General features: G+C 70.3%; 23 protein-coding genes and 1 pseudogene. 14 read left to right on the plus strand and 10 right to left on the minus strand.

Annotation, left to right across the window (positions count from 1 at the left end; all coding sequences use genetic code 11):
* A pseudogene (locus ACIBH1_RS24945) lies at positions 1–525 on the plus strand (integrase core domain-containing protein); the annotation flags it as partial.
* Between the two features lie 129 nt (positions 526–654).
* Here ACIBH1_RS24945 and ACIBH1_RS24950 read toward each other — a convergent pair.
* Complete coding sequence (locus ACIBH1_RS24950) at positions 655–2,004, minus strand: S41 family peptidase (RefSeq protein ID WP_397316315.1); 1,350 nt, start codon at positions 2,002–2,004, stop codon at positions 655–657.
* 87 nt (positions 2,005–2,091) lie between these two features.
* Here ACIBH1_RS24950 and ACIBH1_RS24955 point away from each other — a divergent pair, with 87 nt between their 5' ends.
* Genes ACIBH1_RS24955 through ACIBH1_RS24965 form a run of 3 tightly spaced genes read left to right on the plus strand, consistent with a single transcriptional unit; the run spans position 2,092 to position 4,219 of the window.
* On the plus strand, positions 2,092–2,748 hold the full coding sequence (locus tag ACIBH1_RS24955) for a response regulator transcription factor (RefSeq protein ID WP_397316316.1): 657 nt from the start codon (positions 2,092–2,094) through the stop codon (positions 2,746–2,748).
* On the plus strand, positions 2,745–3,851 hold the full coding sequence (locus ACIBH1_RS24960; protein ID WP_397316317.1) for a sensor histidine kinase: 1,107 nt from the start codon (positions 2,745–2,747) through the stop codon (positions 3,849–3,851). Before ACIBH1_RS24955 ends, ACIBH1_RS24960 begins: the two co-directional genes overlap by 4 nt.
* The gene (locus ACIBH1_RS24965) at positions 3,848–4,219 is read left to right on the plus strand and encodes a hypothetical protein (RefSeq protein WP_397316319.1); all 372 of its coding nucleotides are present in this window, start codon (positions 3,848–3,850) and stop codon (positions 4,217–4,219) included. The genes ACIBH1_RS24960 and ACIBH1_RS24965 overlap by 4 nt, the downstream gene beginning before the upstream one ends.
* Before the next feature lie 43 nt (positions 4,220–4,262).
* Here the strand turns inward: ACIBH1_RS24965 and ACIBH1_RS24970 are convergent, their stop codons facing one another.
* The gene (locus tag ACIBH1_RS24970; RefSeq protein ID WP_397316320.1) at positions 4,263–4,616 is read right to left on the minus strand and encodes a hypothetical protein; all 354 of its coding nucleotides are present in this window, start codon (positions 4,614–4,616) and stop codon (positions 4,263–4,265) included.
* Between the two features lie 130 nt (positions 4,617–4,746).
* On the opposite strand from ACIBH1_RS24970, the gene ACIBH1_RS24975 reads away from it, so the two are divergent.
* Positions 4,747–5,268, plus strand: a complete 522-nt coding sequence (locus ACIBH1_RS24975) for a DUF6886 family protein (protein WP_397316321.1) — start codon at positions 4,747–4,749, stop codon at positions 5,266–5,268.
* On the opposite strand, the gene ACIBH1_RS24980 is transcribed toward ACIBH1_RS24975, so the two are convergent.
* The 5 genes from ACIBH1_RS24980 to ACIBH1_RS25000 all read right to left on the minus strand — a co-directional run bounded on the left by ACIBH1_RS24980 (position 5,243) and on the right by ACIBH1_RS25000 (position 10,048).
* Complete coding sequence (locus tag ACIBH1_RS24980; protein ID WP_397316322.1) at positions 5,243–6,205, minus strand: ketopantoate reductase family protein; 963 nt, start codon at positions 6,203–6,205, stop codon at positions 5,243–5,245. The two genes, ACIBH1_RS24975 and ACIBH1_RS24980, sit on opposite strands and share 26 nt — an antisense overlap.
* A gap of 10 nt (positions 6,206–6,215) precedes the next feature.
* Entirely contained in the window at positions 6,216–6,941 is a 726-nt protein-coding gene (locus tag ACIBH1_RS24985; RefSeq protein ID WP_397316323.1) for a glycosyltransferase family 2 protein, read from the minus strand.
* Between the two features lie 146 nt (positions 6,942–7,087).
* Positions 7,088–7,612, minus strand: coding sequence for an AAA family ATPase (locus ACIBH1_RS24990; protein ID WP_397316324.1), 525 nt, complete (start codon positions 7,610–7,612; stop codon positions 7,088–7,090).
* Entirely contained in the window at positions 7,609–9,171 is a 1,563-nt protein-coding gene (lysS, locus tag ACIBH1_RS24995) for a lysine--tRNA ligase (RefSeq protein WP_397316325.1), read from the minus strand. The genes ACIBH1_RS24990 and lysS overlap by 4 nt, the downstream gene beginning before the upstream one ends.
* A 4-nt stretch (positions 9,172–9,175) precedes the next feature.
* Positions 9,176–10,048: a diacylglycerol/lipid kinase family protein gene (locus ACIBH1_RS25000; protein WP_397316326.1), complete on the minus strand. Its 873-nt coding sequence runs from the start codon at positions 10,046–10,048 to the stop codon at positions 9,176–9,178.
* 63 nt (positions 10,049–10,111) lie between these two features.
* Here ACIBH1_RS25000 and ACIBH1_RS25005 point away from each other — a divergent pair, with 63 nt between their 5' ends.
* From ACIBH1_RS25005 to ACIBH1_RS25015, 3 genes are read left to right on the plus strand one after another with little or no spacing between them, the layout of a single operon-like run.
* Positions 10,112–11,005, plus strand: a complete 894-nt coding sequence (locus ACIBH1_RS25005; protein ID WP_397316327.1) for an ATP-binding cassette domain-containing protein — start codon at positions 10,112–10,114, stop codon at positions 11,003–11,005.
* Complete coding sequence (locus ACIBH1_RS25010) at positions 11,002–11,757, plus strand: ABC transporter permease (protein WP_397316328.1); 756 nt, start codon at positions 11,002–11,004, stop codon at positions 11,755–11,757. Before ACIBH1_RS25005 ends, ACIBH1_RS25010 begins: the two co-directional genes overlap by 4 nt.
* Positions 11,750–12,538 carry an ABC transporter permease gene (locus ACIBH1_RS25015; protein ID WP_397316329.1) on the plus strand — a complete coding sequence of 263 codons (789 nt, stop codon included), beginning with the start codon at positions 11,750–11,752 and terminating at the stop codon, positions 12,536–12,538. The genes ACIBH1_RS25010 and ACIBH1_RS25015 overlap by 8 nt, the downstream gene beginning before the upstream one ends.
* Here the strand turns inward: ACIBH1_RS25015 and ACIBH1_RS25020 are convergent.
* Together ACIBH1_RS25020 and ACIBH1_RS25025 are read right to left on the minus strand one after the other, a co-directional pair.
* On the minus strand, positions 12,510–13,661 hold the full coding sequence (locus ACIBH1_RS25020; RefSeq protein WP_397316331.1) for a glycosyltransferase family 4 protein: 1,152 nt from the start codon (positions 13,659–13,661) through the stop codon (positions 12,510–12,512). The two genes, ACIBH1_RS25015 and ACIBH1_RS25020, sit on opposite strands and share 29 nt — an antisense overlap.
* Entirely contained in the window at positions 13,658–14,494 is an 837-nt protein-coding gene (locus tag ACIBH1_RS25025) for a sulfotransferase family protein (protein WP_397316333.1), read from the minus strand. The genes ACIBH1_RS25020 and ACIBH1_RS25025 overlap by 4 nt, the downstream gene beginning before the upstream one ends.
* A gap of 64 nt (positions 14,495–14,558) precedes the next feature.
* On the opposite strand from ACIBH1_RS25025, the gene ACIBH1_RS25030 reads away from it, so the two are divergent.
* The 4 genes from ACIBH1_RS25030 to ACIBH1_RS25045 all read left to right on the plus strand — a co-directional run bounded on the left by ACIBH1_RS25030 (position 14,559) and on the right by ACIBH1_RS25045 (position 18,200).
* Entirely contained in the window at positions 14,559–15,518 is a 960-nt protein-coding gene (locus ACIBH1_RS25030; protein WP_397316334.1) for a cation diffusion facilitator family transporter, read from the plus strand.
* 30 nt (positions 15,519–15,548) lie between these two features.
* Complete coding sequence (locus ACIBH1_RS25035) at positions 15,549–15,848, plus strand: chorismate mutase (protein WP_312894399.1); 300 nt, start codon at positions 15,549–15,551, stop codon at positions 15,846–15,848.
* 459 nt (positions 15,849–16,307) lie between these two features.
* Complete coding sequence (locus ACIBH1_RS25040) at positions 16,308–17,480, plus strand: cytochrome P450 (RefSeq protein ID WP_397316335.1); 1,173 nt, start codon at positions 16,308–16,310, stop codon at positions 17,478–17,480.
* Between the two features lie 87 nt (positions 17,481–17,567).
* On the plus strand, positions 17,568–18,200 hold the full coding sequence (locus ACIBH1_RS25045) for a nucleotidyltransferase domain-containing protein (RefSeq protein WP_397316336.1): 633 nt from the start codon (positions 17,568–17,570) through the stop codon (positions 18,198–18,200).
* On the opposite strand, the gene ACIBH1_RS25050 is transcribed toward ACIBH1_RS25045, so the two are convergent.
* Positions 18,169–19,347 (minus strand): MFS transporter, encoded by a 1,179-nt coding sequence (locus ACIBH1_RS25050; RefSeq protein WP_397316337.1) that lies wholly within the window; start codon positions 19,345–19,347, stop codon positions 18,169–18,171. The genes ACIBH1_RS25045 and ACIBH1_RS25050 overlap by 32 nt on opposite strands.
* A 280-nt stretch (positions 19,348–19,627) precedes the next feature.
* Between ACIBH1_RS25050 and ACIBH1_RS25055 the strand changes: the two genes are divergently transcribed.
* Positions 19,628–21,508, plus strand: a complete 1,881-nt coding sequence (locus ACIBH1_RS25055) for an amino acid adenylation domain-containing protein (protein ID WP_397316338.1) — start codon at positions 19,628–19,630, stop codon at positions 21,506–21,508.
* On the plus strand, positions 21,505–23,274 hold the full coding sequence (locus tag ACIBH1_RS25060; RefSeq protein ID WP_397316339.1) for a carbamoyltransferase: 1,770 nt from the start codon (positions 21,505–21,507) through the stop codon (positions 23,272–23,274). Before ACIBH1_RS25055 ends, ACIBH1_RS25060 begins: the two co-directional genes overlap by 4 nt.
* The last annotated feature ends 5 nt before the right edge of the window (positions 23,275–23,279 follow it).

The following is a 23,279-nucleotide window of genomic DNA, read 5'->3' on the forward strand; positions in this document are numbered from 1 at the left end:
GACGGCGGCGGCCACAAAGCCCACGGCCGCGCCACCGGCAGCCGCAACAGCTCCGCCCACCGCGACCCCACCCGGCCACGCACCCGCCACGGCCGGCCCAACCTCGGCTACAGCTACCTGCACAACGCCGTCGACGACCACTCCCGCCTGGCCTACACCGAAATCCTGCCTGACGAGACCCGGGAAAGCGCCGTCGCGTTCTGGCAGCGCGCCCACGCCTACTTCACCGCCGCCGGAATCACCGTGCGCCGCGTGCTGACCGACAACGGCTCCTGCTACCGCTCCCACCTGTGGCGCGACACCCTGAGCGCAGCCGGCATCACCCACAAACGCACCCGCCCCTACCGGCCCCAGACCAACGGCAAAGTCGAACGCCACAACCGCACCCTGCTGGAGGAATGGGCCTACAGCAGGCTCTACACCAGCGAGAACGAACGCCGCCGGACACTCCCACAGTGGCTACACGCCTACAATCACCACCGCGGTCACACCGCACTCGGTGGCCAGCCACCTGCCAGCCACCTGCCAGCCGCGTTCCTAACCTCTCAGGTCATTACAGCTAGGCGGTCCGCGGACAGGTCCGCGGTCAGGTCCACGGCTAGGTCCACGGGCAGGTCCGCGGGCAGGTCCGCGAGGCCGGCCACCGGGTCCCCGTCAGGGCAGCAGCTCCAGCGCCTTGGCCAGCGCCGGGTCGCGCCCCGCCGCCAGATCCTCGGCGGTCGTGGGCACCTGGTGGTCGGCCGGGACGCCGATCGTGTCGACGATCTCCTTGCCCGGCCCCCGGTGGTGCAGCTTCGGCAACGACAGCACGCTGCCGTCCGACAGCAGGTACGGCGCGCCGGGACCGGACACCAGGCCCGCCGTGCGCGTGCCCACCAGCGTGCCCAGTCCGAGCCCCTTCACGGCCGCCGAGAAGTCGTCGCAGGCCGAGGCGCACTCCCGGTCGATCAGGACCGTCAGCGGCAGCCCGAGCAGCGGCACGCTGTCGTCGGTGCGGTTGGGCGTGCACTTGTCGCGCACGTCGCAGAAGTAGCTGGTGATCTTGCCGTGCGCGAAGGCCCCCAGCAGGCGGGTCACCTCCCTCGGCGAGCCGCCGCCGTTGCCGCGCAGGTCCAGGACGATCCCGCGCTTCACGCTCAGCCCCTCGATCGCCTTGCGCACCTCGTCGGCGACGCCGCCGTAGAAGCCCGGCACCTTGACGTAGGCGACGTCCCCCTCCAGCCGCTTGGCGCTCACCGTGGGCCGCTCGGGCTCGAAGGGGACGGGGGTGATCTTCACCCTCCACGTGCGCCCGCTGCCGGGGCGGCGCAGCGTCAGCTCCACGGGCTCCTTGCCCATGATCGGGTCGAGCGCCGACGGCACGAGGAAGCCGTTGACGAACGGGGCGTGACCGTTGACCGAGACGATGATGTCGCCGGGCCGTACGCCCCGCTTGGCCAGCGGGCTGCCGGGCTGCAGCTTGGTGATGTGCAGCGGGCCGCGCGCCGCGGAGTCGTCGGGCCGCGCCGACACGCCCAGGATGCCGACGCCGTACGCGGCGCCGTCGCCCTCGGGCCGGTCCCAGCCGGCGTGGTTGTCGTTCAGCGCGCTCATCATCCCGCGCATGGTCGCCGCGGCGAGCGCCTGCTGCGCGTCGGCGGGCACCCGCGCGGCCAGGCTCCGGTAGGTCCCGGCGAAGGCCGCCCAGTCCTCGGCCCTGTCGCCGGTGAGCGCGGGCATCACCGCGTCGGAGGCGTCGAGGTCGCGGCGCTGTAACTCGGCGGTGAGCTTGCCGAAGGCACGCAGCAGCATGGGCCGGTGGTCCAGGACGGGAGCGGCGTAGTAGTGCTCGAAGACGCAGTCGAAGGCCTGGCCGATCGTCTCGATCGTGGTCGGCTTCAACCCCTGGTCCGGCTCCTTGGTCAGCGGGACGCAGGCGTCGGCACTCGATGCGGTGGTGGTGCTCGCCGCGAGAGGGCCGAGCGGGGCGGCGGTGAGGGCCAGCGCCAGAATCAGTGTTCTCATGCCGCACAGCGTGCCGATCCGGGCATCTGGCGGCGGTGACCGCAAACGTTAACCGCACTGTTACGCCCCTCGCGCTATCAATGGATCATGCGCGTTCTGGTGGCGGAGGACGAGCGCTTCCTGGCCGATCTGGTGGCCGAGGGCCTGCGCAGGGCGTCCATGACGGTAGAGGTGGCCTACGACGGCGCCGAGGCGCTGCGTGCGGTGCGCGAGGGCGACTACGACGTGCTGGTCCTCGACCGCGACCTGCCCGAGGTGCACGGCGACGAGATCTGCCGCCGGCTGGCGGCCGCGGCGGGCGGCACGCGCATCCTCATGCTCACCGCAGCCGCCTCGGTGCCCGAGCGGGTGGCCGGGCTCGCCCTCGGCGCCGACGACTACCTGCCCAAGCCCTTCGCCTACGCCGAGCTCGTGGCCAGGGTCCAGGCGCTCGGCCGGCGCGGCAGGACCGCCCTGCCGCCGGTGCTCACCGGTCAGCACGGCATCGTCCTCGACACGCCGCGCAGGCAGGCCTTCCGCGATGGGCGCTACCTGAACCTGTCACGCAAGGAGTTCGCCGTCCTCGAAGTGCTCATGCGCGCCCGCGGCCGGGTGGTGAGCGCGGAGGAACTGCTGGAGCAGGCCTGGGACGACCAGACTGACCCGTTCACCACGGTGGTCCGCGTGACGATCAGGAAGCTGCGCACCAAGCTCGGCGAACCGCAGGTCATCCAGACCGTGTCGGGCGCGGGGTACCGGGTGTGAGCCTCAGGTTCCGGCTGACCGCCCTCTACGCCGGCCTGTTCCTGATCACCTCGGCCGCCCTGCTGGTCACTGTGAACGTGCTGCTGCGAGCCGTACTGGAGCGGCGGGTCGACATGCTCATGCGCACGCCCTCCACTCTGCCGGGGCCGCCCATCCGCGCCGTCGAGGCCGAGATCGAGCGGGCCATCGGTGCGTTACCCGACCTCGTCCTGGCCTACCAGTGGGACTTCACGCTGCTCGTCATGGTGGTGCTCACCGCCGTCGCGCTGGGCAGCGGCTGGTGGATGGCGGGCCGGGTGCTCCGCCCCATCCACCACATCACCGCGACCGCGCGGCGGCTGTCGCTGTCGAACCTGCACGAGCGGATCGCGCTGCGCGGCCCGCACGACGAGCTGCGCGAACTCGCCGACACCTTCGACGCGATGCTCGAACGGCTGGAACGCTCGGTCGACACGCAGAGCCGCTTCGCCGCCAACGCCTCGCACGAACTGCGCACCCCGCTCGCCATCCAGCGGGCCGCGATCGAGATCGGCCTGGCCGATCCCGGCCCGGAAGAGCTCGCCCGCATCCGGCACGAGCTGCTGGAGACGACCAAGCGGAGCGAGCGGCTCATCGACGGGCTGCTGCTCCTGGCCCAGAGCGACCGCGGGCTCGTCGACCTGGAGGAGATCGCCCTCGACGAGCTCGTCCGCCAGGTGGTGGCCGAGCTCGTCGCGGGCGATCTCGACGTACGGCTCGACCCGGAACCATGCACGGTCACCGGCGACCCCGTCCTGCTGACCCGGCTGGTGGCCAACCTCCTCGACAACGCGATCCGCTACAACCGGCCGGGCGGATCGGTCACGGTGAGCCTGTACGGCGAGCGCCGGCTGGTGGTGAGCAACACCGGGCAGGTGGTGCCGGGGGAACGGGTGGGTGAGCTGTTCGAGCCGTTCCGCCGCCTGCACAGCCGCACGCGGTCACTGGGCGGGGCGGGGCTGGGGTTGTCGATCGTGGCCTCGATCGCGGCGGCCCACGACGCGGAGGTGAGGGCGGAGGCCAACGCGGCGGGGGGTGGGCTGACGTTGGAGGTCCGGTTTCCGGCCGGGGAGCGAGCATCATGAGCGCGGGCCGACGGCTGAAGGGCCTCGGGTATGTCGTGCTCGGCATCGTGGTGGGAGTCGCGCTGTCGGTCGCGGCGCGATGGCCGCGGTCCGAGGTGGTGTACCGGAGCGACCAGCCACCCGCCGTGGACTACGCCGACGGTTCCGAGCACGCGCTGGCCTTGGTGCGCGAGAGCGCCCTCCTCGGGGAGTCGCACCAGATCGTGGTGGGGCGGGATCCGGGCTTCTCCTACGGCCATCGCGTGGACGTCGACGCGTCGTTCGGCTCGGTGCGGATGACGGAGTGGACGAGCGCCGGGGTGCGGGTGGGCTTCGCCACCGGGCACGAGGTGTTCATCCCGGCCAGATACTTCATCGGCGGCCGGTGAGCCGGCCGACCGGGTGCGGGGGGCCGGAAGGCCCCCCGGGGGATCATGCGCGGGTGGTGTCCCGGTGCACCAGGCGGTCGGTGGCGGCGTGGGCGGGGGTGTGGTCGGCGTGGTCGGCGGCGGGCTGGACCGGCTGCACGTCGGGCCGCGAGGTGTGCTCCTCCTCCAGCTTGCGCTGCAGGGCTCGCTTCTCCTCCTCCAGCTTGGCGACGCGGTCGTCGGCCTCGTGGCGGACCTCGCGGAGGCGGCGGCGGCGGACGGAGGCCCGCTTCCACCCGGAGTTGATCATCGCGATGCCGAGCAGCAGCAGGGCGGCGACGACGGCTCCGGCCACGAACATCTCCAGATGGTTCGCGGAGACGGAGTACCCGAACGCGCTGTAGGTGACCTCGGACATCGAGCTGGAATTGACGGCGACAAAGGCGATGGTCCCAGCGGCTGCTAGGACCAGAAGGACTCCCAGAACTACCATGGCGAATTCACTCCTCCTCGTCAGAGCGATTCCCCAACTTCCCTTTGGAGCGTCCATGAAACCAGCGCCTGGACAGGTGCTGCATTTCTCGGAAGACCCGACCATCACCGAATTCGCGCCGCATGTGGCGCCTACCTCGAACGAGAAGGACGCCTTCGTGTGGGCCGTCGGCCCTGAGCGGTGTCCTGACTACTGGTTCCCGCGCCAGTGCCCGCGCGCGATGGCGTGGACGGGCCCGGCGACGACCGCCGACGACCGTGATCGCATCATCGGCGCGGGCTGCGGCACGCGGGTGCACGCGATCGAGTTCGGCTGGCTGAAGGCGATGCAGGAGGTGGAGCTGTACGCCTATCGCCTGCCCGCGGAGCCGTTCGAGGCGCGTTTCGACAACGCGGTGGTGGCGACGGTGCCGGTGCGGCCGCTGGCGCCGCCCGAGCGGGTGACCGACCTGCTCGGGCTGCACGAGCGCGAGGGCATCCAGCTGCGGGTGATGAGCAGCCTGTGGCCCTTCTGGGAGGAAGTGATCTCCAGTTCGCTGGAGTTCAGCGGGATCAGGTTGCGGAACGCTCGTCGATGAGGCGGCGTAGGTCGTCGACGGGCATGGAGCCGGGTGCGTGCTTGCCGCGGGCGAACCGGTTGGCCTCGCGCTGGAGCACCTCGTTGACGGGCGCGCCGACGCCGATGCGGCGGGCGAGCAGGACGATCTCGCCGTTGAGGTAGTCGGCCTCGATCGATCCGGCGCCCCTGGCCAGGCTCTGCCAGGAGGAGCCGCCGCCGCGTGTCAGGCCTTCGATGGGCCGCAGGTCCACCTGGTTGCCGCGCAGGTCCTGCTCTTCCTGGCGGGTGGGGTGGGCGATGCCCGCGGCGGCGAGCACGGCCTCGCCTTCGGCGGTGGCCCGCTTGGCGAGGTCGGCCATGCCGTCGGCGTGGCCGACGAGGGCCTCGACGGCGTTGCCGAGGTTGCTGAGGAGCTTGCCGTACTTGTATCGCATGACGTCGGGTACGGCTGGCGCGACGAATCCGCTCTTGGTCAGGTCAGCGGCGATCTGCTGCGCCAGGTCGTCCACACCCTGTGGATAGCGGCCCACGGGAAGCAGCCCGGAGTGCGGCGTGCCGTACGCGGCGACGACGCCGGGGTCGAGGTGGGTGGCGGGCAGCCAGACGCACATGCCGTACACCTGGGAGAAGCGCCGCAGCACCTTGTCCTCGTTGGCCACGCCGTTCTGGGCGCAGACCACGGGCAGGTCACGTGGCCAGGCTTCGAGGGCGGAGAGGGTGTCCTGCGATTTGGTGGCGACGATGAGCACGTCGCCGGCGCGCGGGGGCACGGGGCCGCCGGACGCGGGGACGGGGAGAAGGTCGTCTGAATCGGGTGTGAGCAGGCGCAGGCCGGTGGTGCGGAGCGCCTCGAGGTGGGCGCCGCGCGCCACGAGGACTACGTCATGACCTGCCTGGAAGAGCCGCCCGCCGATGGTGCCGCCGACGGCTCCTGCCCCGATGATGATGTAACGCACCCAGCCGACATTACTTGGCCAGCGCGATGGCGGCCTCGGTGGCCGTGAGGGGCTGGCGGGAGCGCTCGCGGAAGATGGTCTTCAGCACTCTCCAGCCGTCGCGGACGGCGTGCAGGTTGCTCTCGCCGTGCAGGCGCAGCCGCTCGTGGCTGGGCACCTCGTCGATGAGCAGGCCGGCCTGGGCGGCGCGCACGTTCATCAGGGTCTCGATCTCGAATCCGTCGCAGTCGAGCTCCATGACGGCCAGGTGCCTGGCCCAGAACGCGTTGTAGCCGTAGCACAGGTCGGTGTAGTGCGTGCCGTACAGGATGTTGGTCAGGCCGGTCAGCACGCGGTTGCCCAGCGAGCGGATCGGGCTGATGTCGTCGGAGCCGCCGCCGGGGATGTAACGCGAGCCCTTGGCGAAGTCCGCACCGGCCTCCAGGGCCGCCACGAATGCGGCGATCTCTCTGCCGTCGGTGGAGCCGTCCGCGTCGATCATCACGATGATGTCGCCCTGCGCGGCGGCGAAGCCCTCGATGAGGGCGTTGCCCTTGCCGCGGCGGGTCTGGGTGACCACGCGGAGGTCGGGGCGCAGCCGCCTGGCGACGGCCACGGTGTCGTCGACGGAATTGCCGTCGACGAGGATGACCTCGTCCACCCAGCTCGGCAGGGTGGCGAAGACGTGCGGGAGGTTGGCCGCCTCGTTCATCGCGGGAACCACGACGCTGACGGTGTGCGCGGGTCTGGTGCTCATGGACCAAGGGTGCGCCTGCAAGCCTGCATGTGACTTGACTCTGCCTTGCAGGGGCGACAAAGATCTCCTTTCGCCCTTCTGGTCAACCCCTGATCGAGACCGGTTCCGGACATGTGCCCTTTGCCCTTGACAGGTGATGGGTGTTTCTACGGATCTACGATTGCTTCGTTCCACCGAGCGAGGATCTCGTCGACCGTCTCGGCGACGCTCTGGCGCGTGGTGTCGAGCCAGAGGCCCAGGCGCGGGGTCTGGTCGTGGAGAACCTCGTGCAGCTGGGCGACGGTGAAGCCGTGGTAGCCCGTCTTGGCGCGCCGGCGCTCGCGTTCCTCCACAGCGTGTGGATGGGGGTCGAGCACGAAGAGCCGCACCGGCCGGATCCGGAAATATCCGAGAAGGGTGGCCAGCTCCTCGCCGATGATCACGTCCTGCACGACTGGGATGAACCCGGCCTCCGCGTAGGTGTCGGCGGTCGAGGCGGCCAGCCGGTAGCGCAGCCGGAGCTGGCGCAGCGCCTCGGGCGACGGCGACGGGCTCATGCCCTCGCCGCCGCTGACGATCATGCGACGGAAGACGTCGCCGCGAACGTGGGCCGCGCGCGGCAGCCGTTCGGCCAGCGCCTGCGCCACCGTGGACTTGCCCGAGGCCATGATCCCGGTGATCACCACCGTCATCGGGACAGCAGTTTGCGCACCCGCTCCACGCCGACCGCCAGCAGCAGCGTCGGCAGCCGCGGCCCGGTCTCCTTGCCGACGAGCAGCCGGTAGACCAGGGCGAAGAACTCCCGCTGGGCCGTCTTCAGCTCGGGCGTGGCCGGGGAGTCGAGCGGCAGGCCCGCCTGCAGCTTCGGCACGCCGTACACCAGCGTGGTCAGCCCGTCGAGCGACCAGTGCTCGTCGAGGCCCTCGACGAGCAGGCGCAGCGACTCGCGCTGCTCGTCGCTCAGCGGCTCGTCGGAGGGCTGGGGGAGCACGCGGGTGCGATCGTCGGCGGGCAGCTGGGTGGCCACCCAGCGCTGCGCCTTGTCGAGCCTGGGCCGCGCCTCGTCGAGCGTGGAGACGCCCATGTCGCGCAGGATGCGCAGGAGCTGCTCCTGGTCGCCGGTGGTGATGTCGGCGATCGAGGCCAGCATCCGGTACGGCAGAGCCTTCTGGGTGAGCGGCAGCGTGTGGACGGCCCTGCTGTGCGCCGCCTCGTCGGCGGGCAGGCCGCGCCCTTCGGCGATCTTGCGGCCGAGGGCGTCCCACTCGTCGTAGATCCGGTGGATCTCCTGGTCGAAGGCGACGTTGAACGACTGGTTGGGCCGGCGGCGCGCGTAGAGCCAGCGCAGCAGCGGCGCCTCCATGATCTCCAGCGCCTCGGAGGGGATCGGCACCCCGCCCTTGGAGCTGCTCATCTTGGACATGCCGGTGATGCCGACGAAGGCGTACATGGGGCCGATGGGCCGTTCGGCACCGAAGACGGGGCCGACGATCTGGCCGCCCACGACCCAGGCGGAGCCGGGCGAGTGGTGGTCGGCGCCCGACGGCTCGAAGACCACGCCCTCGTAGGCCCAGCGCATCGGCCAGTCGGCCTTCCACACGAGCTTGCCGTGGTCGAAGGTCGCCAGCCGTACGGTCTCCCCGAAGCCGCACGCGCAGGTGTAGGCCAGCTCCGTGCTCTGCTCGTCGTAGGCGGTGACCTTGGTCAGGTCGCGCTCGCACTCGGTGCAGTAGGGCCGGTAGGGGTAGTACTCGGCGACCTCGGCGGTGCGATACTGCGCCAGCACCTCGTCGATCTCGTGGCGCCGGGCCATCGCGCGCAGGATCTGCTCGCGGTAGGCGCCGCTGGTGTACATGTCGGTCTGGCTGATCGCCCGCACCTCGATGCCGAGCTCGTCGAGCGCGTCGACGAGCGGCGCCTTGAAGTGCTCGGCCCAGTTCGGGTGCTCGCTGCCGGGCGGGGCGGGCACGGAGGTGTACGGCTTGCCGATGTGCTGCTCCCACGAGGGGTCGATGCCCGCGGGGACCTTGCGGAAGCGGTCGTAGTCGTCCCAGGAGAGCAGGTGCACGCACTCGTGCCCGCGCCGCCGGATCTCGTCGGCGACCAGGTGCGGCGTCATGACCTCGCGCAGGTTGCCGAGGTGGATGGGGCCGGAGGGGCTGAGTCCGGAGGCGCAGACGATCGGTTTGCCGGGAGCGCGGCGTTCCGCCTCGGCCGTGACCTCGTCAGCGAACTTCGAAACCCAATCCATCGCGTCAGTATGGCGTACAAAGCGTGATGGCCTGCGCCCGAATATCGGCTTTCAGCTTCGCTGCTATCGCCCTCGCCCCTCCGTCCAGCTCGTAGGTGCGGGGCGTGCCGAGTTTGACGGTGACTTTTCGGGCCCTGGTGATGCGGACAAAAGGGGATTCGTCCGAGCGGCCCGTCGCCATCTGGCCGAGCAGCCGCCCCCACTCCAGCTTGCTGCGCGCGGTGGCCACGCCCACCTCCAGCCAGCCGTCGTCGGGCTTGGCGTCGTCGAAGGCCTCGATGCCGCCGGTGATCGTGCCGACGTTGCCGAGCAGCACGCAGCTCGCCTCGCCGTCGAACCAGTCCGTGCCGTCGATCTTGACCTGGGTGGGCGTCGTGGAGCCGCCCGCGTGCCGCAGTCCGGTCCAGATGTAGGCGAGCTTGCCGAGCCGTTCCTTCAGCCCGCGGTCGGCGTCGGCGATCATCTCGGCGTCGAAGCCCACGCCCGCCATGACCGCGAAGTGCTCGCCGTTGATGCGGCCCAGGTCGATCTTGCGGCGCTTGCCCTCGAACCCGATCCGCACCGCCTCCTCGATGTCGCGGGGGATCTCCAGGTTCTGCGCCAGCAGGTTGGCCGTGCCGGCGGGCACGATCGCGACGACAGCCTTGCTGCCGGCCAGGGCGTCGACGCACCGCTGGACCGTGCCGTCGCCACCCCAGACGAAGATCAGCTCGGCCCCCTCCTTCAGGGCCTGCTTCGCCTTCTTGGGCGCCTTGCGGCTCTTGGGCACCTCGTACCAGAGCAGATCGTCCACCTGGCGATCGGTGATCCTGACCCGCAGCTCGTCCAGTCCCCCGCCGAATGTCTTCTTCTTGTGGGCAATCACCGCGACTTTCACGGTGTGGTGGCTACCCCGTTAAAGAAGTTGCAGTCGATCTATTTCGAAGAAAGTATCCTTCACATGATCCGCGTCGAGGGCTTATCGAAGGTCTTCCGCCGGCCACGGACCTTCTCGGGCCCGTTCGGAACCGTCCGCACGCTGTTCACCAGGCAGTACGAAGAAAAGCTCGCGGTCGACGACGTCTCCTTCGAGATCGACGAGGGCGAGATCGTCGGCTACCTCGGCCCCAACGGCGCCGGCAAGTCCACCACGATCAAGATGCTGACCGGCATCCTCACGCCGACCAGCGGCAGCGTCGAGGTCAACGGGCTGGTGCCCTGGCGCGAGCGCACGGCCAACGCGCGCAACGTGGGCGTGGTGTTCGGCCAGCGCAGCCAGCTCTGGTGGGACCTGCCGCTCATCGAGTCCCTGCGCCTCGTCGGGGCGCTCTACGACGTGCAGCACTTCGACAAGGCCCTGGGCAAGGTGCGCGAGATCCTCGGGCTCGACGGCTTCCTCGACACCCCCGTGCGCCAGCTCAGCCTCGGCCAGCGGATGCGCGGCGACCTGGCCGCCGCGGTGCTGTACGAACCGCCGCTGCTCTACCTCGACGAGCCGACCGTCGGGCTCGACGTCCTGGCCAAGGAGGCGGTGCGCGAGTTCATCGTCGAGACCAACCGCTCCAGCCGTACGACAGTCCTGCTCACCACGCACGACCTTGCCGACGTCGAGGCCCTGTGCAAGCGCATCATCCTCATCGACAACGGCAAGGTGCTCTTCGACGGCGCCATCGAAGCCCTGGTCGACCAGCCGCGCCGGCTGGTGGTCGAGCTCGAGTCCGGCACCCAGGTCCACGACATCCACGACGACCTGCCGGGCATGGTGGCCGCGATCGCCGCCGAGCACACGATCCGCGACCTGTCGATCGTGGAGCCCGACCTGGAGAGCGTCATCAAAGGGATCTACGCCCGATGACGCGCATCGGTCTCCGTCTGGCCCTGGCCTACCGCAGCAACATCGTCTTCATGATGGTGACGCTGGTCGCCCAGGTGTTCCTGCTGCGCATGATCTGGACCGCCGTGTACGGCGCGCGGAGCGAGGCGGCGGGCATCACGCTGCCGCAGCTTCTGGCCTACCTCACGCTGGCCAACCTGCAGGTGTTCGCGATGAACACGCAGGTGTCGCGGATCATCTCCCACCGCATCCGCACCGGGACCGTCTTCTTCGACCTGGCCAGGCCGGTCGGCTTCATGCGGCAGATGACCTCCTTCCAGGTCGGCAACACGCTGGGCGGGCTGCTCCTGTTGCTGCCCGTCGTGCCGGTGGTGCTGCTCGTGGGATCGATCACCGCGCCCGCGCACTTCCCCGGATACGTCGTGACCCTCGTGATGGGCTACGCCATCACCGTCGAGCTCGCCCTCCTCATCAGCCTGATCGGCTTCTGGACCCTGGAGACCGTATGGGTCGCCGTCCTGTTCCGCCTGGTCAGCCAGTTCTTCGCGGGCACGATGGTGCCGCTGGCCTTCTTCCCCGGCTTCCTCGGCGCGCTGGCCGACGCGCTGCCGTTCAAGTACATGGGCTACGTGCCCGCGGGCGTCTACATCGGGCACATCACCGACCTGGTCCCGACCATCCTGGCCGAGCTCGCCTGGGTGGCCGGCCTGGCGCTCCTGCTCCAGCTGATCTGGTCGCGCGCCCACCGCAGGGTGGTGATCCAGGGTGGTTAGGGCACTGAGGCTCTTCTGGCTCCTGCAGCGGGCCGCCCTGCGAAGCGCGCTGCAGTACCGCATGAACAGCGTCATCGGCATCCTCACCGGCGCGGTCTGGCAGGGCACCGGCTTCGCGTTCATCTGGGTGGTGATGCACACCTTCCCGTCGCTCGCCGGCTGGGGCCTGGCCGAGATCGCCTTCCTGTACGGCTTGCGCCTGACCGCCCACGGCGTGGCGATGATCCCGCTGATGGCGCTGCACAACATCGAGTTCCTGGTGCGCGAGGGGGAGTTCGACCGCTACCTGCTGCGCCCGCTCAACCCGCTGGTCCAGGTGCTGGGCAACCGCCTGGGCCTGGCCCAGGTCGGCGACCTGCTGGTCGGCGTGACGCTGCTGGTCGTGGCCGGACAGAGCACCGGCATCCAGTGGGGCCCGTGGCCGGTGATCGTGTGCGTCGTCGCGATCGTCTCCGGAGCGCTCATCGAGGGGGCCTTCTTCCTGGCCCTGTGCTCGTTGTCGCTCCGGTTGCTCGACACCTACGCGCTGCGGTCCTTCGTCGACGAGGCCTTCAGCACGTTCGGCTCCTACCCGCTGAAGATCTTCGGCTCCGTCGTCGAGTGGCTGCTCACCTACGTGCTGCCCGTCGCCTTCGTGGCCTACGTCCCGGTGAGCGTCGTGCTCGGCAAGCTGGACGCCACGTGGGCGCTGGCGGGGCCGGTGCTCGGCGTGATCCTGCTGGCGCTGGGCTACCAGGTGTGGCGGGGGCAGCTCAAGCACTACCAGAGTGTCGGGAGCTGAGCTCGGCGAACAGCTCCTCCCACAGCGGGATCACCGCGTCGGCCGAATACTCCTTGGCCGTCGCCGCCGCTGCCGTACCCATCCTGACCCGCAGGTCGCGGTCGGAGATCAGCCGGTCGAGCGCGTCCGCCAGGCGGTCGACGTCGCCGGGCTCGACGAGGAAGCCGTCGCTCCCGTCGGTGAGCACGTCGGCGGGGCCCGTCGGGCAGTCGTAGGAGACCACGGGAAGCGCGTGGGTCATCGCCTCGATCATCGCCATCGGCAGCCCCTCGAAGCGGGAGCTGAGCACGTAGATCGACGCCTTCGAGAGCTCCTCGTCGAGCTTGTTGGTGGCTCCCATCAGCTTGATCGCCTGGGGGTTCTCGATGAGGGCGCTGAGGTCGGCCTTCTTGGGACCGCTGCCGAAGATCTTCAGCTGCCAGTCGGGGTGCTTCCTGGCGACCTGCTCGAAGGCGGGGATGAGCAGGTCGAAGCCCTTCTGGTGGACCAGCCTGCCGACGGCCACGACGACCGGGTTCTCCTGCTGCGACGGCCCGCTGTGCATCGCGTGCACGGCGTTGGGGATGCGCACCACCTCGGTGCCGGGCAGCAGCTGCCGGTACTCCTCCTGGTTGGCCCTGGTCAGCACCTGGACGGCGTCGAAGCGGCCGTAGTAGCGCGCGATGTCGCGGCGCACCGGCTCGCGGTAGGCGGTCAGGCTCATGTGCTCCTGGGCGACGCGGATGACCTCGCGCGAGCCGCGGCGGGCGGAGATCAGGTTGAGGGCGGGCCGGGTGGTGACCAGGATGCCCTCGTCGAGCTCGGCGACGTAGTCGATGACCGCCTTCTCGACCTTCTCGGTGAAGTAGTCGGCGGCGAACTCGCCGCGGGGGACGACCTGGCCGCGCATCTTGCGCCAGACCCGCCGCGGCACCGAGTCGGCCTCGACGCCGTCGCGCTGGTCCACCAGGGTGCTGCGCCTTACTCTCGGGTCGACCCAGAAGCGGCCCTTGTCGCGCCGCCGGACCACGCTGACGATCTCCACGTCGTGCCCGCGCGCGGCCAGCGCGTTGGCCTGGTTGGTGACCGTGCGGATGGTGCCGCCGAGCCCGTAGGCGTGCAGGATCAGGTAACGGATCTTCATGCCGGATATCCCCAGCGCTTGCAGATGGGCTTGAGCACCTCGGGAACGTCCTGCGGGATCTCCCTGGCGGGCTGGACCTTGCCGGAGCGGATCTTGTCCTTCCAGTCGCCCAGGCCCTTGCGGATCACGTCCTGCGTGCCGTACTCCAGCATGCTCGGCTCCCAGGGCAGCGACAGGAACTCGCACAGCCGGCGGGTCTCCGCCTCGGGGCTCGCGGTCAGGTCCTCGTAGCGCACGGTCAGTCCGGGCAGCGCCTTGCGCGCCCGCTCGACGGCCTTCATGTACCTCAGCGCGTCGGTGACGGCCTCCTCCGGGCCGCGCTTGTCGGGGCTGGCCTCCTTCCACGACGCGGCGATCGAGGCGGGGTGGCGCAGCAGGAAGACGAAGCGGGCGTCGGGCCAGCAGGTGGCGATGCGCTCGTGCACGAAGGCGTTGGAGGGGGTCTTGTCGACGATGTGGCGTTTGCCGCTGCGGACCAGCTCGCGGTGGAGCACCCGGTCCCAGAGCAGGTGTTCAAGGTCGGCGCGGTTGTGGCCGAGTTCCTCCATCGCCCGCTCGCTGAGCTTGGTGCCGAAGCCGACCTCCAGACGGCGCACGTGGAGCTCGTGGGGGGCGTGAAGCTGCGAGTGCGCGTTGGCCATCGCGCGCAGCAGGGTCGAACCCGAGCGGACCGGACACATGATGAAGATCGGCTTGTCGAGCAACCGGTCGGTCTTCGGATCGGCAGGACGACGAATATCGACTTCCGGCTCGGACTCCGGTTTTCCTACTCGATTTAGCTGGAATCCGGTATATCGGGAAAGGGCGCTATTTACCGTTCGCTGCCATTTCATGCAGAGGGAGAGTACCGAGCTTTCCTTGTAGTTCCCTGGGAGCCGCCTGGGGCAGGTCTAAGGGATGCCCGGTCCATGGCACTCGCTAACCCCGCACAGCCACGACAGCAGCGACAAGACCGACTCGGCATTGGAGTCGAGCAACCGCGGCCTGCGCGTCATCGGCCTGTCGTTCGCGATCCTGACGGTCACCGCCGTCATCCAGGCGGTGATCGTGGCATTCTCCGGATCCGTCGCCCTGCTCGGCGACACGCTGCACAACTTCGCCGACGCGCTCACCTCCGTGCCGCTGGCGGTGGCGTTCTGGCTGGGCCGCCGCGCGGCCACGAGCCGTTACACCTACGGGTACGGCAGAGCGGAGGACTTGGCGGGGATCGTCATAGTCATTCTGATCGCACTCACAGCTTTCTTCGCCGGATATCAGGCGATTTATCGCCTTATTAACCCGCAAGAGCTCTCTGCCCTCGCTTGGGTCGCCGCCGCGGGCCTCGTCGGATTTCTCGGCAACGAATGGGTCGCCCGCTACCGCATCAAGGTCGGCAAGGAGATCGGCTCCGCCGCCCTCGTCGCCGACGGCCTCCACGCCCGCACCGACGGCTTCACCTCCCTGGCCGTCCTGGTGTCGGCACTCGGAGCCTTCCTCGGCTTCCCCATCGCCGACCCCATCGTCGGACTCGCCATCACCGCCGCCATCCTCTTCGTCCTGCGCGACGCCGCCCGCGAGATCTACCACCGACTCATGGACGCCGTCGACCCATCGCTCGTCGACCAAGCCCGCACCGTCCTCGCGGCCACCCCCGGAGTACGGCAGGTCGGATCCGTACGGCTGCGCTGGATCGGGCACACGCTGCACGCCGAAGTCGACATCCTCGTCCCCCACACCCTCACCCTCGTCGACGCCCACGCCATCGCCGTCGACGCCGAACACCGGCTCACCCACGAACTGCCCCGCCTGCGAGCCGCCACCGTCCACCCCGACCCCGACGGGCCAGAAGGTGTCGACCACCACGCTCGACTACCATGACGGGAAGTCTGAGGGCGGAGGAGCGGCGTGGTGTTGGAGAACGACGAGTCGGCCAGGCATCGCCTGCGCGAGCTTCGCGACAGCATCGACAACATCGACGCGGCACTGGTGCACCTGCTGGCGGAACGCTTCAAATGCACGCGGCAGGTGGGGGAGCTCAAGGCGCAGTACGGCCTGCCGCCGGCCGACCTGGGGCGGGAGGCGGAACAGATCGAGCGGCTGCAGGCCAAGGCGGTGGAGGCGAAGCTCGATCCGGAGTTCGCCAAGAAGTTCTTGGCGTTCATCATCGAGGAAGTGATCAGGCACCACGAGTCGGCAGCCATGCGCTGATCTCGGCACTCGGCCTTCGGCGCTCAGCCTCTTCCTTCTCGTAGCCCTCCATTGCCCGTCGCCCCCGCGAAAGGGCTTCGCCAGCGGGCGCTTCGCGCCGGGCGGCTCAGGCTGTGGCTTCCAGTCGCGCCGAGGGCGCGACCCCTGGAGGGCCTCGCTTCGCTCGGGCGTCTTGCCTTGGCGCGGGCTTCGCCCGCGTACCCCATGGTGGGGGAGGCGTATGCGCGCCTCGTTCGCGCCCGGCGCGTGCCCCTTGGTGCCACAACTCGCCACAGCATGACCCAATGCACCTCCCCGTTCAGACAGCCGACCCGCATCCGAAGCGTCATGACAGGGCTGAGGCGCGGTGGGGTGTGGGCTTGGGGCGGCGTGGTTGGTGGCGGAGCTCGGGCGGCTCTGCTCGGGCGGCTCAGTCGACCCATTTGACCTTGACGCAACGTCAACGTGTCAACTGAACCCATGACCGATAACGCCACCATCCTCCCCCTCACCCGCCCGGACCCCATGGCGCCGCCCGCCGCCTACGCCGATCTGCGTGCCGTCACCCCCATCGCGCCGGTGCGCACCCCCGAGGGTGCCGCCGCCTGGCTGGTCACCTCCTACGACGCCGCCACCACGGTTCTGGCCGATCGGCGTTTCGGCATCGCGCCGCCGGACGCGGGGCCGCCGGGGCACGACACGCTGTTCCAGGACGGTGAGCCGCACCTGCGCCTGCGGCGCCTGGTGTCGGCGGCGTTCACGCCGCGCAGCATCGCGGCGCTGCGCCCGCGCATCGAGGAACTGGCCGAGGCCCAGGTCGGTGCGCTGGTGGCGTCCGGGGGGCCCGCCGATCTGGTGTCGGGGTTCGCGGCTCCGCTGTCGACCTCCGTCATCGGCGAGCTCCTCGGCGTCGAGCTGGGGCGGCACGACCACTTCCAGGAGCTCGTACGGATGACGGGCTCCATCGACTACGCCGACGGTGGGGTGGCGGCCCGGCGCGCCTGGCAGGACCTGGCGGAGTACGCCGTCGAGCTGGTGGCGGCCAAGCGGGTGAATCCGGGGGACGATCTGCTCACCGCCCTGATCGCTGTCCGTGACACCGGCGACGACGGCCGGCTCAGTGACGCCGAACTGGTCGCCATGGTGAGCACGATCGTGGCGGGCGGCTATCTGACAGCGTGCAACGCGATCGCGGTGGCGACGATCCGGCTGGTGGGCGAGGGTCGGCTGCACGCCATGGCCACGGATTCGGGCGAGGCTGCTGCCGTACTGGAGGAGACGTTGCGGTTGCAGTCGGGTCTGACCGGGGAGCCGTTCCCGCGTTATGCGCAGGTGGATGTCGAGCTTGGCGGGGTCGCGATCGCGAAGGGGGACATGGTTCTCGTCCGGTTGGAGGCGGCCCAGCGGGATCCGGGGCATGTCGAGGCGCCCGACGAGTTCAGGCCGGGGCAGGCGGCGAGCCCGACGCTGGCTTTCGGGCACGGGCCGCACTACTGCCTGGGGGCGGCGCTGGCCCGCGTCGAGCTGGCCGCGGCCCTGGGGGCGCTGGCGCGTGGGGTGCCGGGGTTGCGGCTGGCGTGCGAGCCGGCGGAGGTGGAGTGGACGACGGATTCGATGGATGTGGGGCCTGTGACATTGCCGGTGACGTGGTGACGGCCTGATTCGCGGGCTGGGTGGCATGGGGCAGGTGCTGACAGCTGCGAAGATCGTCCAGTCCTCGAGAGAAATGGATTGATCGTCATGCCGCGCATCGAAACCCCTTGGGGACCCTGGGAGGCCGCTCCGCTGGACGACGTTGTGGCGCTTTTCCGAAACCTCCCCGCCCCCTGGTGGATCGCGGGCGGCTATGCGGTCGAGCTCGCCGTCGGCCGGCCGTACCGTGAGCACGGCGACGTGGACATCGCCCTCCTCCGCCGCGACCACCTGGCCGCCAGGGCCCTGCTCGCCGGCTGGGACGTGCATGCCGCCGACCCGCCGGGATCGTTGCGGCCCTGGCCAGAGGGGGAGACGCTCCCGCAGCACGTGCACGACATCTGGGTGCGTGAAGACCCTCAGGGGCCTTGGCGGTTTCAGTTGATGCTCGACGAGGCCGAGGGCGAGGAGTGGGTGTTCCGCCGTGATCCCCGCATCCGGCGCCCCCTTGACGGGTTGACGCTGGAAGAGGAGCCGGGCGTGCGACGGCTGTCTCCAGAGGTGCAGTTGCTGTACAAGTCCAGGGGTCTGCGGCCCAAGGACGAGCTGGACTTCGCGCAGGCGCTCCCGCACCTCACGGGCGAGCAGCGCGCGTGGCTCGCCCACGCTCTGGAACTGCTCGGGCAGGCCGACCATCCCTGGCGGGAGGCTATGGCCGCTGCCGCTCGGTGCCGAGAATGAGGGCCGAGGCGAGCACCACCGCGCACACGGCGACCAGCATCAGGCGATAGTCCAGCGTCGCGATGAGGCTCGCGCCGGCGGCGATCGAGGCGACCTGGGGCACCGTCACGCCGAACTCGAAGGCGGCGAAGACGCGCCCGCGCAGGTCCTCGGGGGTACGGCGCTGCAGTGAGGTGGTGGCGCCGATGACGATCCACGGCGCGGCCACGCCCAGCACCAGCATGCCCGCGATGACGGCGGGCACCGTCGGCACGGTCAGCAGGAGGCTGCTGGCCCCGACCATGACGAGGGCGACGACCACCAGGCCGCGTTCGGTGACGCGGCGGATGACGGCGCCGGCCAGGGTGCCGCCCGCGATGGTGCCGACGGCCTGGGTGCCCGCCAGGACGGCGAGGAAGGTGGCGTCGCGCCCGAGGCCGTCGGTGACCACGGCGATGGCGATGGACTCGAAGAAGCCGATGACGAGCATCGTGAGCGCGCAGGCGAGCACGAGCCTGCGCAGGTTGGGGGCGTCACGCAGGAAGCGCAGGCCGCCGGTGGTCTCGGCGAGCAGCGGCTGGGCGATCCTGGTGGGGGCGGGCTCGTGGACCCTGATGGCCAGTACGGCCACGGCCGCCACGGCGAACACCGCCGCGTCGATCAGCACCACGACCTGGGCGCCCTGCCAGGCGAACAGCCCGGCGCCGATGATCGGGGCGAACACCCTGAGGAGCCCCCGCATCGCCTGCACGGCGCCGTTGGCGTCACCGAGCCGCTCCTCATCGGGGACGACGGTGGGCAGGAAGGCGTTCTGGGCGGGTCCCGTGACACTGCCGAGCGCGCCGTACAAGAACATGATCACGTAGACGAGCCAGACGTCGTCGCGGTCCTTGACCAGCAGGAGCAGGAGGACGACGGCCGCCGAGAGCAGGTAGGAGGCGGCCAGGAGCGGGCGGCGGCGGAAACGGTCCACCAGCAGGCCCGACAGGGGTAACAGCAGGCTGCCCCCGGCGAAGGCGAACATCACGAGACCGGCCGCCGACGTGCTGCCCGTGAGGGTCTTCACCCAGATGGCCATGGCCAGGAAAAGCGCGTAGTCGCCGAAATTGGAAAGCGCGTCCCCGAGAATGTAGTAACGCATCTGCGGGCGCTGGATTAGTTGCGCCATTACCGGCTCTCTTCCCGTCGCGGCTGCTTATCCGGCGTCACTGTAACACCGGCCGGCGGCGCGCCGGCCGAACCTGGCGCGAACTTGCCACCTTGCCGCCTGCCTGGTCGTGGCTGCCGCGACGCCAGGCTAGTTTCCTGCTCAGCACACGGGGTTTCGTGGAATTCCCATTCTCTGAATTGGCGTGGTCCACATGGTAAATCAGATATTCGAGGCCGCAGAACGACTCGCGGATAAACTCGAGGTCCCTTCCGGTGCGGTTATCGCGGCCGCTGCTCTGGTGGTGCTCGCGCGGCAGGCGGGCAGCGATGAGCTGGCCGGCGAGATCTGCGGCCACGAGGTCAGGCTGCCGTGGCGGGCGCCGTTCGAGTCGGTCGTCAGGCGGGCCGTGGAGGTGGCCGGGGGCGGCGAGGTGTCGGTGTCGGCGGGCGGGCGGATGCTCGTGGCCGATGCGCGCGCCCGCTCGGTCGTGGCCGGGGCGCTGGTGCGGGGGCAACTGGCCGCCGCGCTGGCCGCTGATCCGGGGCAGCCGGCCGGTCGGGTGTGGTTGTGGAGTGACGAGGACGAGCGCATCGTCGCGGGCGCGCACCGGGAACGGACCTGGGACACCGAGCGCTCGGTCGCTTCGATGATCAGGGAGCACATGGTCATCAGGCCCGATGCGGTGGCTGTCGAGGAGGACGGCCGGAGCGTCACGTATCGGCGGCTCGGGGAGCTCACGGCGGCCATCGCCGCCGGGTTCGCGCGGGCCGGGGTCGGAGCGGGCGACCTGGTCGGCATCGGGTTGCCGCGGCGGGTGGAGACCATCGCGGCGCTGCTGGCGACGTGGTCGCTGGGCGCGGGGTTCCTGCCGCTCGATCCGAAGCATCCGCCGCTGCGGCTGGCCCACCAGCTGGAGGCGGCGGGGGCACGGCACGCGGTGCTGCCGCCCGGCATCGAGGTGCCGGGATGCGTCGCGCTCACCTTGGAGACGACTCCGGAGAGCTCGGAGGAGACGATTCCGGAGAGCCCGGAGCCGCGACCCGAAAGCTCGGAGGAGACGACTCCGGAGAGCGTAAAGCCGGGACCCGCAGTCGCGGTGCCCGATTTCCCCGTGCGCCTGGACGGCGTCGCCTACGCGCTCTCGACCTCCGGCTCCACCGGCACCCCCAAGGCCGTGGCCATCCCGCACCACGCCCTGCGCCACTGCGTCGGCGCGATCGCCCACATGATCGACGCCGACCGCCCCCACGTCACCCACATGGCCACGCTGACCTTCGACATGTCCACGATGGAGATCTTCCTCCCCCTGGCCACCGGCGGCCGCCTCCTGCTGCTCCATGAGGACCTGCAACGCGACCCGGAACGGCTGGCGGCCTGGCTGACCGGCAGGCGGCTCGATCTGGTCCAGGCCACGCCCACCACCTGGCGTATGACCGTGCCGCACCTGGGGCGGGGCAGCCTGGCGGGCGTCGACGTCATCGCCGGCGGCGAGGCGCTCAACGCCGCCCTGGTCGCCGAGCTGCACCGCACCGGCGCCCGCGTGTGGAACGGCTACGGCCCCACCGAGACCACGATCTACACCGTCACCCACCACGTCTCCGACCCTCCGGCCGACCCGGTGCCGATCGGGCGGCCGCTGCCGGGCGTCCGCGCCGCCGTACTGGACCAGTGGGACAGGAACGCCCCCGTCGGCCAGATCGGCGAGCTGGTGCTGAGCGGCCCGCAACTGGCGCTCGGCTACGTCGGCGACCCCGACAGGACGGCCGCCGTCTTCCAGGAGCACCCGGAGCTGGGGCGCGTCTACCGCACGGGCGATCTGTGCGCGTGGCGCGAGGACGGCGCCATCGCCTACCACGGCCGCGTCGACCACCAGGTGAAGCTGCGTGGCCAGCGCATCGAGCTGGAGGAGATCGAGGCGGTGGCCGAACGCCACCCGCGGGTCGTCAGGGCGGCGGCGGTCGTGGTGGAGCACGGAGCCAACGACAAACGGCTGGTCCTGTACGCGCAGGCGGAGGGCCTGCGCGGGACCGCGCTGCGCGAGCACCTGGAGCAGTGGCTGCCGCGCGCGCTGATGCCCCAGCACGTCGCGATCCTGCCGAGCCTTCCCGTGACCGGCAGCCAGAAGATCGACAGAACTGCGCTTCGGGCGCACGCAGAGACTCTCGTGGAGGCGCGATGAGAATCCTGGGTATCAGCGGCCTGCACAACTCCGAGGAGTTCAAGCGGCGGGAACTTCCCGGGTTGTCGGACCGGGAGTACCGCATCAGCCAGGGCCGTGACTCGGCGGCCGCCCTGGTGGTGGACGGCCGGGTCGTGGCCGCCGCGGCGGAGGAGCGCTTCACCGGCGAGAAGACCACCGGCGCCTTCCCGGTCAACGCCATCAGGTTCTGCCTGGACCAGGGCGGGATCGGCCTGGACGACCTGGACCTGATCGGGCACGGCTTCGCGCATGAGCGTTCCGGGCTGGAGTCGGGCGACGACTACCTGGACAGGCGCTTCACCGAGGTCTACGACCCGGAGCGGCAGCTTGACTGGTTCGCGGAGCACTTCCCCGGCGCGGAGGTGCGTTCGCGGTTCACGCCGGTGTCGCACCACCTGGCCCACGCGGCGAGCGCCTACTACGCGAGCGGTTTCGACGACTGCCTCGTGCTCGTCGCCGACGGCCGGGGCGAGACCGAGAGCCTGACCGTCTACACCGGGATCGGCGGCAAGCTCGAAGCGCTGCACACGGTCCCCGCCATGCACTCGCTCGGCACCCTCTACGGCGTCTTCACCCTCTACCTGGGGTTCGAGATGGCCATGGACGAGTACAAGATGATGGGCCTGGCGTCGTACGGCGACCGCACCCGCTACGAGCGTGAGCTGCGCAAGCTCGTGCACGTGCGCCAGGGTCCCGAGTTCGCCGTCCCGCTGCTGGCCCGCGACGGCGACCTGCTGCAGCGCGAGACGCACAGGGGCGTGCTCGCCGTCCTGGAGGAGCTGTTCGGGCCGGCCAGGGAGCCGGGCGGCCCGCTGGAGCAGCGGCACATGGACATCGCGGCGGCCGCGCAGGTGGCGCTGGAGCGGTGCCTGCTCCACGTCCTGCGGCACTACCGCCGCCAGACCGGGCTGCGCGACCTCTGCTACGCGGGCGGCGTCGCGCTCAACTGCTCGGCCAACGGACTCATCCTGCGCAGCCGGGTGTTCGACCGGGTCTTCGTGCCGCCGGGCGCGGGCGACGACGGCACGGCGGTGGGGTCCGCGCTCTACCTGCACGCGACGCGGAAGCCGGAGACGCCCATCCAGCCGATGCGGATGCCCTACTGGGGCTCCTCGTTCTCCTCCGAGGACATCGCCGAGCACCTCGCGACCAGGACGGACGTGAGCTCTCGGCGGGTGACGGACGAGGAGGAACTGCTCGCGGAGACCGCGCAGGCGCTGGAGCGAGGCGAGGTCGTGGCGTGGTTCCAGGGCGGCATGGAGTTCGGCCCGCGCGCGCTGGGCCACCGCAGCATCCTGGCCGACCCGCGCGAGGCGCGGATGCGCGACCACATCAACAACCTGATCAAGAAGCGGGAGGACTTCCGGCCCTTCGCCCCGGTGGTGACCGAGGCGGCGGCGTCGACGTTCTTCGAGATCAGGGGCGGTCGCGAGCGGCAGTACGCGCACATGCTCTTCACCACCCGCACCCGGCAGGAACACCGCGACCGGCTGGGCGCGGTCACCCACATCGACGGCACCGCCCGCGTCCAGACGATCGGGGCCGACGCCAACCCGCTCCTGCACGCGCTGCTGGAGAGGTTCGGCGGGCTGACCGGGGTGCCGGTTCTGCTGAACACCTCGTTCAACCTTCGCGGCCAGCCGATCGTGCGCACGCCGCGCGAGGCCGTCGACACCTTCCTCCGGGGCGGGCTGGACCGGCTGGTCATCGGTGATCACGTGGTGGTGCCCGGGGGCGTGTCGTGAGGTGC

The sequence above is a fragment of the Nonomuraea sp. NPDC050663 genome (assembly GCF_044456985.1).
In the GTDB taxonomy this organism is placed as follows: Bacteria; Actinomycetota; Actinomycetes; order Streptosporangiales; family Streptosporangiaceae; genus Nonomuraea.

Excerpts from the sequence above, each read along its gene's own strand:
- ACIBH1_RS24950 (WP_397316315.1), bottom strand. The coding sequence starts at position 2,004 with ATGAGAACACTGATTCTGGCGCTGGCCCTCACCGCCGCCCCGCTCGGC.
- ACIBH1_RS24955 (WP_397316316.1), top strand. The coding sequence starts at position 2,092 with ATGCGCGTTCTGGTGGCGGAGGACGAGCGCTTCCTGGCCGATCTGGTG.
- ACIBH1_RS24965 (WP_397316319.1), top strand. The coding sequence starts at position 3,848 with ATGAGCGCGGGCCGACGGCTGAAGGGCCTCGGGTATGTCGTGCTCGGC.
- ACIBH1_RS24970 (WP_397316320.1), bottom strand. The coding sequence starts at position 4,616 with ATGTCCGAGGTCACCTACAGCGCGTTCGGGTACTCCGTCTCCGCGAAC.
- ACIBH1_RS24975 (WP_397316321.1), top strand. The coding sequence starts at position 4,747 with ATGAAACCAGCGCCTGGACAGGTGCTGCATTTCTCGGAAGACCCGACC.
- ACIBH1_RS24985 (WP_397316323.1), bottom strand. The coding sequence starts at position 6,941 with ATGAGCACCAGACCCGCGCACACCGTCAGCGTCGTGGTTCCCGCGATG.
- ACIBH1_RS24990 (WP_397316324.1), bottom strand. The coding sequence starts at position 7,612 with ATGACGGTGGTGATCACCGGGATCATGGCCTCGGGCAAGTCCACGGTG.
- lysS (WP_397316325.1), bottom strand. The coding sequence starts at position 9,171 with ATGGATTGGGTTTCGAAGTTCGCTGACGAGGTCACGGCCGAGGCGGAA.
- ACIBH1_RS25005 (WP_397316327.1), top strand. The coding sequence starts at position 10,112 with ATGATCCGCGTCGAGGGCTTATCGAAGGTCTTCCGCCGGCCACGGACC.
- ACIBH1_RS25010 (WP_397316328.1), top strand. The coding sequence starts at position 11,002 with ATGACGCGCATCGGTCTCCGTCTGGCCCTGGCCTACCGCAGCAACATC.
- ACIBH1_RS25020 (WP_397316331.1), bottom strand. The coding sequence starts at position 13,661 with ATGAAGATCCGTTACCTGATCCTGCACGCCTACGGGCTCGGCGGCACC.
- ACIBH1_RS25025 (WP_397316333.1), bottom strand. The coding sequence starts at position 14,494 with ATGAAATGGCAGCGAACGGTAAATAGCGCCCTTTCCCGATATACCGGA.
- ACIBH1_RS25030 (WP_397316334.1), top strand. The coding sequence starts at position 14,559 with ATGCCCGGTCCATGGCACTCGCTAACCCCGCACAGCCACGACAGCAGC.
- ACIBH1_RS25040 (WP_397316335.1), top strand. The coding sequence starts at position 16,308 with ATGACCGATAACGCCACCATCCTCCCCCTCACCCGCCCGGACCCCATG.
- ACIBH1_RS25045 (WP_397316336.1), top strand. The coding sequence starts at position 17,568 with ATGCCGCGCATCGAAACCCCTTGGGGACCCTGGGAGGCCGCTCCGCTG.
- ACIBH1_RS25050 (WP_397316337.1), bottom strand. The coding sequence starts at position 19,347 with ATGGCGCAACTAATCCAGCGCCCGCAGATGCGTTACTACATTCTCGGG.
- ACIBH1_RS25060 (WP_397316339.1), top strand. The coding sequence starts at position 21,505 with ATGAGAATCCTGGGTATCAGCGGCCTGCACAACTCCGAGGAGTTCAAG.